Genomic DNA, 12,313 nt, shown 5'->3' on the forward strand with positions numbered 1-12,313 from the left:
CGACATTACTGCGCGCACGAAGCTCGGCAGCACTCAGTTCGTGACGCGGCGAATGTAGAGCAGGCGATCGTTCTCCTCGACGGCGTCCACCTCGGGCGAACCGACGCGAACCAGACGGCCGTCGCGAACTACCCCGAGCACGATGTCGGAGAGATGACGCGGAGAGCCGCCGACCTCGTCACGTTCGACTGCGCGCTCGGCGATCGCGAATCCGGCTTCCGGGGTCAGAAGGTCTTCGATCATCTCCACGACAGTCGGCGTTGTGGTCGCGATGCCGAGGAGTCGACCTGCCGTCTCCGAGGACACGACCACCGAGTCTGCGCCGGACTGACGCAGAAGATGCGCGTTGTCGGCTTCACGGATGGCTGCGGCGATCTTGGCTTTCGGCGCGATTTCGCGGGCTGTGAGCGTCACGAGCACTGCGGTGTCGTCACGATTCGTGGCCACGATGATCGACGACGCATTCTGCGCACCTGCCAATCGAAGTACGTCCGATTTCGTCGCCGAACCGAACACCGTCACCAGGCCCTTGCTCGCCGCGGAGTCGAGGACTGTCTGATCGGTATCGACGACCACGATCTCCGACGCCGGTACACCGTCACCGAGCATTGCTTCGATTGCCGTCCGCCCCTTGGTCCCGTATCCGACGACGACGGTGTGATTACGCACGTGCTGCCTCCAACGCTGAATTTTGAACGCCTGACGCGAACTCTCGGTCAGAGCTGAAAGTGTGGTTCCGACCAACACGATCAAGAAGAAGATTCGAAGTGGCGTGATCAACAGGACGTTGACCAGGCGCGCCGACGGAGTGAACGGAGTGATATCGCCGTAGCCGGTGGTCGAGAGCGAAACCGTCGCATAGTAGATGCAGTCGAGCAGCGAAAGCTCGTTGTCCTGTGCGTCTCGGTATCCGGCGCGATCGATGTACACGATCAACACGGCGGCACCGAGGGCACCCAACGCGATGAGAACTCGCTTGTAGATGGCCCGCGCCGGACTTGTCTGTAGCTGGGGAATGCGCAGCACCCCGACAAGGGCGAAGTCAGGCTGATCGGTCAATGCTTCCGACCTGGTCAAACGCGCCCGGAGCTTACCGGCCATACATCGACTCTCTCACTCGAACTTACGAAATACCTACACGGACATCGGCAGGCAGCGTAACCCTCGAAGATCGACTTCGGAACTCGGGCGCCGAATAGCGTGCGGGTCGTGGCGCCGGTAGTGGCAAGAAGGTCCACCGTGAGGCAGGCTGGGCAAATGCCTTTCACCGGTTCGACGTCCACTCCCAGCCAAGCAGCCGCTCTTCGTTTGTCGGCCCTCCTTCTCGGCGCCGGCACCATGCATTTTGTAGCGCCCTCGTTCTTCGACAGCACCGTTCCCCGCCAGCTTCCCGGACAGGCCCGCACCTACACCCAGGTGTCCGGCGTCGCGGAACTGGCGATCGGCGCTGCCTTGGCCGTGCCGAAGACCCGCAAGCTCGGCGCGGGCCTTGCCGCCGCGCTCTTTGTTGCCGTGTTCCCCGCCAACATCCAGATGGCGATCGACTGGTGCCGAAGCCCGAAGACGTCCACCCCGCAGAAGATCGGTTCGATCGCACGTCTCCCCCTGCAGGTTCCGCTGGTGACCGAAGCACTCAAGGCTCGCCGAAACGCAAGCTAATCTTGCGCGCCTGCCGTTCGGATGAGGCGAGCGAGAGCCTCACCGTCCGGCAGGTTCTCGGGTGCGATGGTGCGACCCGATCGAACGTAGTGAAACGCCGCCCGCACCTTGTCGGCCGGAAACTGTTCGTTGCGCCCCGCCGAACGAGCTCTGGCTGACATCAATTCGGCCCAGGCCACCCGATACGCGGCCAACTGCATCACAACAGCGTCCTCGTTGGCGGCCGACGGTTCGGCACCGGTCTTCCAGTCGATCACCGTCCATCCGCCGTCGGGATCGGCGAACACAGCGTCGATCCGACCTCGCAAAACCGTTCCGGCAATGGATGTTTCGAAAGGAACTTCCACTTCGATCGGGCTGCGATTGGCCCACGGGGACCGCAAGAACGCATCCTGAAGTTTCACCAGGTCGGTCTCGGGACCCGCGCCGGTATCCGCGGCGCCGGGTAGCTCGTCGAGATCCAACAGCCGAGTCGCACCGAACCTTCGCTCGATCCAGGCGTGAAAAGCGGTTCCGCGACGAGCCAACGGGTTGGGCGGATACGGCAGCGGACGACGTAGGCGAGCCGCCAGTTCGTCCGGATCTGCCTTGAGGTCGACGAGCTGAGTCACCGAAAGCTGCGCCGGGAGAATCACTTCGGCCCGCGCGTTTGCGCGGGCCTCGCGCTCGGCCAGGAGAACGTCGACGTCCGAGGCCCAGTTCTCCGGATCGTCCTCCGGTTCTTCCGCCTCTTCGCTGTCTTGCGGCAGCGAAGCGAGTGCGGACAGGACGCTCGCGGCTCCGGCCTCGACGGCGCCGCGCCGCGCACCCAGCGGATCCGGCGGCCACTGCGCCGTACGGGGAGTGGCGGCCAACGGGTTCTCGGTATCGGGTTCCGGGGCCGGCGCCCATTCCTCCACGACGCCGATCGCACCGCGTGAGTCTTCCTCATCGGCATCGTTGTCGGCCGTGACCATCTGATGCAGCTCGTCCAGGAACTCCGAAGGCCCCTTCGGTTCCGCACCGGATTCCGCCCAGTGATGCGCCGAGATGAACAGCGCCCGTTCGGTTCTGGTCAGCGCGACGTAGAACAACCGCCGGTCCTCGTCCAGGCGACGGTTGGACAAGGCCTTCTTGTGCGCCGTTATCGCGTTCTCGAGGTCCTTGCGGTTGTAGAGCTCCTCGAGGTCGAGCACCGGAACTCCGTCGGCCGAATCCGCGTCGACCGCCCGGTCACCACGCAACGACGGTGGCAGTTCGGCGAGCGCCCCGAGCCACGATCCGGACGCGGTGGACGAGGGGAACACCCCGTCGCTGACATGCGGGATCGCCACTACTTCCCATTCGAGCCCCTTCGCCGAGTGCACGGTCAGGATCTGGACCCGATCCGGCGCCACCTCCACTTCGCCTGGCGTGAGGCCCTTTTCGATCTGTTCGGCTGCCGCGAAGAAAGCCAGCATCCCGGTCAGATTGGCAGTTGGACGCGTCGCGTAGTTGGCGACAACGTCGGCGAATGCGTCGAGGTGCTCGCGGCCCGCGGTCCCGACGACGCCGACTCGGGTCCGTGCGCCCGCCTCGATTCCGATCCCGAGCACCCGCTCGACCTCCGCCACCAATTCGGTGAGCGGCTGGCCGATACGTTCGCGCAACGACGCCAACTCTGCCGCTATCGCGTTGATGCGTGTGTACCCGAGAGCCGAATAGCGTTCTGCCGGGCCTGGATCGGAGATCGAGTCGACCAATCCTGCTTGCTCGGCGTTCTCCCCGGGCAGAGCATCGTGGACCGCCGAGGTAAGCGCCTCGGCGTCGGTGACCGCACCCGCCGTTCCGTATCCCGCGGAGATGGCAAGTTCGCGGGAGCGTTGAGAGAGTGCGGCGAGATCCTTCGCGCCGATCTGCCATCGCGCGCCGGTGAGCAGCCGAACAGCTGCGCTTCCTGCAAGTGGATCGGCGACCACCCGGAGCATGGCGATCACGTCAGCAACCTCGGGTGTGTGCAGGAGCCCACCGAGCCCGACAACTTCGACCGGCAGACCTTTGGACCGCAAGGCCTCGGCCAGCGGAGCGGCATCGGCGTTCCGGCGGATCAACACCGCTGCCGTGGGCGTCGGGCGGTCTTCGGCACGTGCCGCCTCGTATTCTCCGGCGATCTTCTCCGCCACCCACTGACGTTCCTGTTCGACGTCTCCCAGCAACGCCAGTCGAACGTCTCCGGCGACGGCTCCGGGCCGCGCACGCAGGGTACTGACGGCCACGCCGCGTCGACGCAACGGTGCCGACGACAGGTTTGCCAGCTCGAGAGCCTCCGGCGGGTTACGCCAACTCGTGAGCAGTTCGAGCGTCGGAGCCGGTTTTCCGTTGGCAAGCGGGAAATCGGTTGCAAACCGGGGCAGGTTGGCCGCCGACGCGCCGCGCCAACCGTAGATCGACTGCATCGGGTCGCCGACGGCCGTCAGCGCCAAACGGCCGTCGGCTCCCCCACCGAACAACGAGGACAACAACACTCGCTGAGCGTGACCGGTGTCCTGGTACTCGTCGAGAAGAACCACCCGAAAGCGCTCACGCTCGGTCTGCCCGACCTCGGGATGCTCGGCGGCGACCCGGGCAGACAGCGACATCTGGCTGCCGAAATCCAATGCGCCTTCACGCCGCAGCGTCTCACCCAGCCGGGCGACGAGAGGCAACAGTTCGATGCGCTTATGTTGCACATCAAGGTAATTCAACAGCTCCTTGCTCGGTCCACCCCGCTGTTTCGGGCCGGCGGGCAGAGTGTGAATCAGCTTGTCCAGCTCGGTGTGTGCCTCGAGCAACTGCTCGGGATCGACCAGGTGCTCCGCCAACTGACCGGCAAGGGCCAGAACGGTTTCGGTGATCGAACCCGGATTCTTGTCGGTGTCCAGATCACTGTCCCAGCCGCTCACGACGCGGTGCGCAACCTGCCACAGTTCGGTCTCGGACAATAACGTCGCCGAGGGTTCGATGGGCAACAGCAGTCCGTGTTCGGAGAGCAACCGTCCCGCGTAAGCATGGTAGGTACTGACTTCGGGTTCGCCGGCCAGAATCCGGGAACGCACTCCGCCGGTCGGGTCGAGTGCCCGCAGAACGTCCGAACCCGCCAGCCGCGCCAACCGCTTGCGGATTCGCGACGTGAGCTGTTGCGCCGCTTTGCGCGTGAAGGTCAGGCCGAGAACCGCCTCGGGGTCGACGAAGCCGTTGGCCACCAGCCACACGACGCGAGCAGCCATCGTCTCGGTCTTTCCGGCACCGGCGCCGGCGACCACCAATGTCGGACCGAGCGGTGCGGCGATCACTGCTGCCTGCTCGGGCGTCGGAGGGTGCTGACCGAGCGCGACCGCCAGGTCGACAGGGTCGATCTTCGGTCGGCGTGCCTTCTGCGTCGCGGCAGCCACTTAGTTACTCACCTGTCGTCCCTCGTCGTGTGCCGGGCAACTCGAACGCACCGGGCAATGTCTACATCCATCGTTGACCCTGGCCAGGTACTGCGGTCCTTGGGTCGCTGCCGCAGCGTTGTGAATGACGTCTCGCCACATCTCGACGGCTTCGGCCGTCAGCGGCGGCTGAACTCGCTGCGCCGCACCGTCCTTCTTGTTGGACTTGGCCACGAATACCAGGCGTGCACCGCCGGGTTGTGTGGCCGGTTCGCCGGCAATCGCACCTTCGGCCGCTGCGACCTGGTACGCCGCCAACTGCGCATGAGATTGCGCGGCCTCGTTGCTGACGGGGTTTCGCGCAGTCTTGACGTCGACAACCACTGGACGACCTTCGGTGTCGCGCTCGAGCCGGTCGATCCGGCCACGTAGCTTGACCGCAGGCGCTCCTTCTTCGCGCGGTTCGAGGACCCCCTCGACCGCCACCTCGACGCCGACTTCGGTCAGCTCACCGCGAGTTGCGTTCATCCAGGCCGTGAACGTCGCCAGCATCTCCCGAGTTCGATTGAGTTCACGGCGCGAGTACCACTGCGATCCCAGATCGATGGATTCCCAGGCATTTTCGAGTGCCTTCTCGACCTGATCCGGTGGAATCCGGCCGGCCAGTGCCTGCACCAAGGTATGGACCAGCGTACCGGCGATCGCATGAGTGTTGTCTCCGTCGCTGCCACCGTGGCGCTCGAACACCCATCGGAGAGGACATGTTTCGAGAAGCTCGATGGTGGACGGGGACAGTGAAACCGGTCCGTCCTCGGGTTGCCACATGGGAGCAGCGGTACTCGGCTCGGCTGTGCCGTACCACTGATCCGGATGCGCGCCTCGTACTCCGGCCGCAGCCAGACGGGCCAACTGGCGAGCAGCCCGAGAATGCTTCTCGGGGTCGAAATGCGCGATGTCGGGATCACACACCACGCTGCGAAGCTGTGCGACCAGTGCAGGCAGCGACAGAACCCGGGTATCCCCGGTCTCGGGTGCAACGACGTCGAGATCGGAGGACGGGTCGTCCGAGTACGCGTCACCACGGATCAATTCGTCCACGAACCGCGAAGGCACCAAGTCGGTGTCCCCCGAAGCCGATTCGACTGCGGTGATCAGCAGACGGCGACGAGCACGGCTACAGGCGACCAGGAACAACCTGCGTTCTTCGGCCAGAAGCGGCGCGGTTCGCGAGAGTCGTTCGGCAGCCGAGTCACTGCCGTCGGAGACTCCGTTGACCAGGTCGATAAGAGCTTCGGTACGCAGTAGCGAGCCGCGTGCCCGCAAACTCGGCCAGAGCCCCTCCTGCACACCCGCCACCGCCACAACCGCCCATTCGCGCCCCGCCGCGGCGTGAGCGCTGACCACGGTGACGGCGTCGGGAGCGATGACCGATCGGCTCCGCGAGTCGGTCGGTATCTCCTGGCTGGTCAAGTAGTCGACAAAACCGGAGAGTTGCGAACGCGGCAGCCGGTCGACGTAGTTGGCAGCCGCGTCGAAGAGTGCGACTACGGCGTCGAGGTCTCGATCGGCTTGTGAGCCGATCGGTCCGCCGCGCGCCGACGCGGCCGCCCACCGCCGTTCCAGCCCCGTCGCCTGCCAGGCCGCCCACAGAACTTCTTCGACCCCGAGACCACGCTCGAGAGGCACCCGGGCCTTGCGAAGGACCGACAGCACGCGATTGAGGGCCGCAGCTTCGACGTCTGTCAGCTTGCCCATCAGGCGCTTGGACTGCGCACGATCCTCGTCGATCAGAATGAGCCGCAACAACTCCGAAGAGTCCCGATCACTTCCCGATGCCAACTCGACCCGGCGCAGGCCACGACGCAACCGGCGCAGGGTGACCGGTTCGGCGCCGCCGATGGGACCGGCCATCAGGGCAAGCGCGTCGTCGCCGGTGAACTGATCGCCGCCGAGCGCCCGAAGGACCAGCAGCAGGCCGGACACTCCGTGTTGCCGCGCGAGCGGCAATTCGGTGGCAGCGGTCGTGACGGGCACCCCCGCCGCGAGCAGGGCTCGCCGGAGAGGGGCGAGAGTGCGCGGGACCGACCGCACGATGACGGCCATGTCGGACCACGCAATCCCGTCCAGCAGATGCGCCCGGCGCAAGGTATCTGCGACGACTGCCGCCTCTTTGGCCGTCGTACCGAGAACCCGCACCGACGCCCGTCCCGGATTCTCATCGGTGAGATCGGATGGAACCGCGATGCGATGAGCCAAGTTGCCAGGCAGCCGCGCAGCGATCTTGGCCGCGATCGACGCGACGTCGGCGTTGTTGCGATACGTGACGGGCAGAACGATCTGGCGCTCGTCTCCGCGCTCGGCCAGTCCGAGCAGGAACGCCGAATCCGCACCGCGGAATCCGAAGACGGACTGATCGGGATCACCGGCGATGACCGTGCCCGCAGTTCCGGTTCCGATCAACCGAACCAGTTGCGCCGCCTGCGGATCCAGATGTTGTGCGTCGTCGACAAGGAGGTGCCGGATCCGAGCGCGCTCGGAGCGAAGCAATTCGGGATCGGTGGCGAACGCGGTCAAGGCCGCACCGATCAACTCGGCCGCGTCGAGTGCCGGCGCCGTCGCCTCCGGAGCCTCGACACCGACACTGCCGCGCAGCAGCACGCCTTGCTCGTAGGCCTCGGCGAACCGCCCGGCCGCCACCCACTCCGGACGGCCACGCTTCTTGCCGAGCTTGACCAGATCTTCGGGGCCGAGCCCGCGCTCGTTGGCTCGCAGCATCAGATCTCGAAGTTCGACGGCAAAGCCGTTCAAACCCAATGCGGGTCGCAGGCGCTCCGGCCACCGGAGCGCACCGTCTTCGATGTCTCCGCGCAACATCTCGCGGAGCACCGAGTCCTGCTCGGCGCCGGTGATCAGGCGTGGCGGCGCGTTGCCGTGTGCTGCGGCTTGAAGCCGGAGAACGGCAAAGGCGTAAGAGTGAACGGTGCGTACCAGCGGCTCACGGGTTGCCTGCGGTCCGCGTTCCTGTTGGTACCCGAGCAACCCAGCGGTGATCTGCTCGCGGACCTGCGTCGCGGCTCGGCGTGACTGGGTGAGCACCAGGACCGATTCAGGATCTTCGCCACCCGAGATCTTCTGCACTGCCAGATCCACGAGAAGGGACGTCTTGCCGGTTCCGGGACTGCCGAGTACCTGCCAGGGATTCCAAGCCGCTGCCGAACCGAAAGAAACAGGGCCGAACGCGAGCTGGAACGGATCCTCGGACGGCGGCGCGAAGAGCCGCGTCGTCCCTTCATCCCACGTTCGGGGTATCGGAGACGGTGCAGTTCGGTGCACCAACCGCGCCCGCGGAATGGTGACCTTGCTGCGTGTTGCCGTCTCACTCACCCAGGCATTCCACCAGAGCGCACCGACAACTCACACATCGCCTGCATCCGGCATGATTGACCTCGTGTCTGCACTCCATACGTATCTCTACGGACCCGTCGGGGCGCCGGAGATCCTTTCGCTGCACGGTCTGACCGGTCACGGCCGCCGTTGGCAGTCGATGGCCGAGAACCAACTGCCCCAAGCGCGCTGGATCTCGCCCGATCTGCGCGGTCACGGACGCTCGACCTGGGCTCCCCCGTGGAACATCGAATCCCACGTGGAGAGCCTGCTCGAGACACTGGACGAACATGCAAACGGACCGGTGGTGATCGTCGCGCATTCGTTCGGCGGAATGCTGGCGCTTCACCTCGCGGCCACCGCGCCGGAACGCGTTCGTGGGCTCGTTCTGCTCGATCCAGCGATCAGCTTGGATCCGACTTTCATGCAGGAAGTGGCCGAACTCACAATCGGCTCACCGGATTACACCGATGCGGCCGAGGCGTACTCCGAGAAGATTCACGGCTCGTGGGGTGAGGTTCCCACCCAGGACCTCGACGTCGAGATGGCCGAGCACCTGATTGAACTGGGCAACGGGCGCGTCAACTGGCGCCTGTCCACGCCCGCGATCGTGACCGGGTGGGGCGAACTCGCTCGCCCGATCGTGCTGCCACCGCCTTCCATGCCGACCGTGCTGGTTCAAGCAATGAAAGTCCAGCCTCCGTACGTCACCGACGAGTTCCGGGCAGCGCTCACCGAGCACCTCGGTGAAAATCTGACCAGCGTCGAATTCGACTGTGACCACATGGTCCCGCACGTGCGGGCCGACGAAGTCGCCGCCCTCGTTCGCAGCGTGCTCTGAAGGAACCGACATGGCAGCCACCACCGAAGAGCAGATCGAAGAGGTACGGCGACTCATCGCGTCGATTCCGGCCGGTTTCGTGGCGACGTACGGCGATATCGCTGATGCTGCAGGACTTTCCAGTGCTCGCACGGTCGGTTGGATCATGCGGACGGACTCTGCCGACCTGCCGTGGCATCGGGTTCTCGGCGCCTCCGGCAAACCGTCGGCGCACCTGGCTCATCGTCAGATCGCCAAGCTCGAACTCGAAGGGGTACCGATCAAGGAGGGTCGGATCGACCTGAAGAAGGCACGGTTTCACTTCTGATCCCGTGTCACCGGTCGTCCTCACCCCGGCGATGGGGCAGCATGGAGGCATGACCACCACGCCGCCGACCGCCGCCGTCATTCTGGCGGGTGGTCGCGGGACCAGAATGGGTGGTCTCGACAAACCTGGCCTTCTCGTACACGGTCGCAGGCTCCTCGACATCGCGCTTTCAGCAACGTCGCATCTCGACGCCGTCGTCGTGGTCGGCCCGCATCGACCTGAACTTGATCCTGGAATCACCCAAACTCAGGAATCTCCGGCCGGAGCCGGCCCTGTCGAGGCGATCTGGGCCGGGTTGTCTGCGACCCGGTTACCCGATAACGCCGTGGTGGTGGTGCTGGCGTCCGACCTGCCGCACATCGAGGCCGAATCAGTCGACGCCTTGATCGCTGCCACGTCGACGGACAATCCGGTGACGTGTGCCGTGGACGAGAACAACCGAACCCAATTCCTGTTCTCCGCATGGACATTTCGCGAACTCCGGCAACGCCTGTCCACATTGCGGGAGAGTTCGGGGCTGGAGAACCAACCTATGAAAGCGATTGTCACCGAGCCGTTCTCGACGCTGAGTGTCGCTGGTACGACCGACTGCGACACACCGGAAGACATCGATCGCGCGCGAAGCCATCCGCGGCTGACGGTCGATCAAGCCCGCGCCGCCGTCAGGAACTCGCTGACAGCATTGCCGCCGCACCGTGCCGATCTCGCCGACAGCCTCGGAGCAACGCTCGCGCAGCCTCTGGTCGCCCTGGGTGATCTTCCCAGGTCAGACGTTTCGGCGATGGACGGGTACGCGGTCTCCGGCGAGGGCCCCTGGCGAATCCGCACCGAGATCCGCATCGCGGGCGCCGACGGGCAACTCGAACTCGGCGAAGGTGAAGCGATTCGCATTGCCACGGGAGCACACCTGCCCCTCGGCGCCACCTCGGTAATTCGTGACGAGTATCTGTCCGTCGACGAGCCATCTCGGATGGTACGGAGACTGCCGGATGCGCCGCATCGCAACGACGCTCGACCACGAGGGGAAGATTGGACCACCGGATTCACGATCGCCCCGACAGGTACCGCGGTGACTCCGGCGGTGATCTCCGCAGCTGCCAGCGGTGAAGTGTTCGACGCCCTCGTCCGTGGTCCGGTACGGGCACGCCTGATAGTCACCGGCGACGAGATCCGGCGGACCGGTCCACTGCGTGAAGGTCAGACTCGCGACTCCGTCGGCGGGATTCTCCCCTACCTACTGGAAAGCAACGGCGTACGGTGCGTGGCGAATTCGCACCTGCGAGACACTGCGGACAGTTTCGAGCGGGTGCTCGCAGACGGAGTCGACCAGGAAGCCGATCTACTCGTCGTCATCGGTGCGACGGGAGGCGGCGCTGCCGACGAAATGCGCAGTGCGCTCGATCGACTCGGCGCTCGCACGATTGTCGGGCGAGTCGCCTCGCGCCCCGGCGGATCTCAGATAACGGCCGTCCTGCCCAGTGGTCTGGTGGTTCTCGGCCTCCCCGGCAATCCGTATGCCGCCGTGACCACCCTGTTGACGATGCTGCCCACCGTCGTGGCCGCCTTGACCGGAAGCGACACGCCGCCGCCACTACTCGGCATCATCGAGAACGCCGCTGCGGTGAGTTCCGATGCGGTACGCCTGTTGCCGGTGACACAATCCGAAGACGGTCGCTGGCGCGCCGATCCGTCTGTACGTACCGCGCACCTTGCGGGGCTGATCGAACGCTCGGCGTTTGCACTCGTACCGGCACACTCCGACGACGGCGCCGTCGCCGAATTGGTCGTCCTCCCACGCTGACGGGGTCAGCGGTTTCGGCGCCCGCGCCGGCCGACGTCCGCCAGCACGATCACGCCGACCACGATCGCGAGCACCAGCGAATACACGCCCCACAGCACCAAGAACGGCAGCAGCCAGCCGGCATCAACGGTCTGACCGCGCGGTCCGACGCAGTACAGCGTGAAATTGGTGGACGTACCGTCGCCGTCGGTAAAGGAATCCGAGACGACCATCGCGCTCGATGTCGGTTCTTCACAGAAGATCGGCGCCAAGTGCGCGACCTGGCCGGGCCAGATCACCGAAGACAGCAGTGCGGCAAAGATTCCCACGACCACGATCACCGCTACCGAGATCAGTAACGGAGCGATTCGGCGGCTCACAGCGGCTGCACCAGAAAGGGAGTTCCGTCAGGCTCGAAGACCACAAGTACTCGCGAGCGTGGGGATTCCACCATCACGGAGGCGTGTATCGACTCGGTGCGACTGACCGAGATCCCGGAGACTTCGCCGTCGTCGACTCCGCTGCTCGCCAGCGCGTCGTCGACCAACTTCTCGATATTCGCCAATGCCGGCACTTGATCCAGCGTGAACGATCGCGCATCGAGATCATCGGTGACACTGACTTGCACGGGGATGGGCTCGCCGAGAATGACGCCGTCGAAAGCGAATCTGTCGAGCTGTGACGGCTTCCCGGGGTCACGAACGGTGACGCCGAGCGTCTCGATCGGGCTGATGTCGATGCTGGTCACCGATATCGCGTCGACGCCGTATCTATGTGCGAGGCTGTCGAACCCGCCTCGCACCAACTCCGACGTCATCCCACCGCCACGTTCGCGCATCTGGTTGTCGAAATCCATCCGATCGACGGCACCGATGCATCCGCTCAGACCCGTGGCCGTCAAGGCGATGGCTACCGTCCACAGCGCCGGCCGCACCTGCGAGGACGCCAATTTCATGAGCGGAGCGTACCGCGAG

The 12,313-nt window shown here is 65.2% G+C and carries 9 protein-coding genes; 4 read left to right on the forward strand and 5 right to left on the reverse strand.

The features are described from left to right. Positions 1-33: 33 nt before the first annotated feature. Positions 34-1,101, reverse strand: a complete 1,068-nt coding sequence (locus QM596_RS13945) for a potassium channel family protein (RefSeq protein WP_003942296.1) — start codon at positions 1,099-1,101, stop codon at positions 34-36. A 156-nt stretch (positions 1,102-1,257) separates the two neighbouring features. On the opposite strand from QM596_RS13945, the gene QM596_RS13950 reads away from it, so the two are divergent. After that, positions 1,258-1,659 carry a DoxX family protein gene (locus QM596_RS13950; RefSeq protein ID WP_003942341.1) on the forward strand — a complete coding sequence of 134 codons (402 nt, stop codon included), beginning with the start codon at positions 1,258-1,260 and terminating at the stop codon, positions 1,657-1,659. Here QM596_RS13950 and QM596_RS13955 read toward each other — a convergent pair. Further along, a complete protein-coding gene (locus QM596_RS13955) occupies positions 1,656-5,048 on the reverse strand; it encodes an ATP-dependent helicase (RefSeq protein WP_060938626.1) in 3,393 nt (1,130 codons plus the stop codon). The genes QM596_RS13950 and QM596_RS13955 overlap by 4 nt on opposite strands. Further along, a complete protein-coding gene (locus QM596_RS13960; RefSeq protein WP_020969239.1) occupies positions 5,049-8,411 on the reverse strand; it encodes an ATP-dependent helicase in 3,363 nt (1,120 codons plus the stop codon). A gap of 52 nt (positions 8,412-8,463) precedes the next feature. Between QM596_RS13960 and QM596_RS13965 the strand changes: the two genes are divergently transcribed. From QM596_RS13965 to QM596_RS13975, 3 genes are read left to right on the forward strand one after another with little or no spacing between them, the layout of a single operon-like run. Beyond that, complete coding sequence (locus tag QM596_RS13965) at positions 8,464-9,252, forward strand: alpha/beta hydrolase (RefSeq protein ID WP_283309215.1); 789 nt, start codon at positions 8,464-8,466, stop codon at positions 9,250-9,252. Between the two features lie 10 nt (positions 9,253-9,262). Continuing rightward, entirely contained in the window at positions 9,263-9,559 is a 297-nt protein-coding gene (locus QM596_RS13970) for an MGMT family protein (protein WP_019747820.1), read from the forward strand. 49 nt (positions 9,560-9,608) lie between these two features. Next, positions 9,609-11,360, forward strand: a complete 1,752-nt coding sequence (locus QM596_RS13975; RefSeq protein ID WP_283309216.1) for an NTP transferase domain-containing protein — start codon at positions 9,609-9,611, stop codon at positions 11,358-11,360. A 5-nt stretch (positions 11,361-11,365) separates the two neighbouring features. On the opposite strand, the gene QM596_RS13980 is transcribed toward QM596_RS13975, so the two are convergent. Both QM596_RS13980 and QM596_RS13985 read right to left on the reverse strand, forming a co-directional pair. Continuing rightward, positions 11,366-11,719, reverse strand: a complete 354-nt coding sequence (locus QM596_RS13980; RefSeq protein ID WP_020907125.1) for a hypothetical protein — start codon at positions 11,717-11,719, stop codon at positions 11,366-11,368. After that, positions 11,716-12,294 carry a hypothetical protein gene (locus tag QM596_RS13985; RefSeq protein ID WP_283309217.1) on the reverse strand — a complete coding sequence of 193 codons (579 nt, stop codon included), beginning with the start codon at positions 12,292-12,294 and terminating at the stop codon, positions 11,716-11,718. The genes QM596_RS13980 and QM596_RS13985 overlap by 4 nt, the downstream gene beginning before the upstream one ends. Positions 12,295-12,313: the final 19 nt, after the last annotated feature.

It is taken from the genome of Rhodococcus sp. IEGM 1406, from assembly GCF_030056745.1.
Lineage (GTDB): Bacteria > Actinomycetota > Actinomycetes > Mycobacteriales > Mycobacteriaceae > Rhodococcus_F > Rhodococcus_F erythropolis.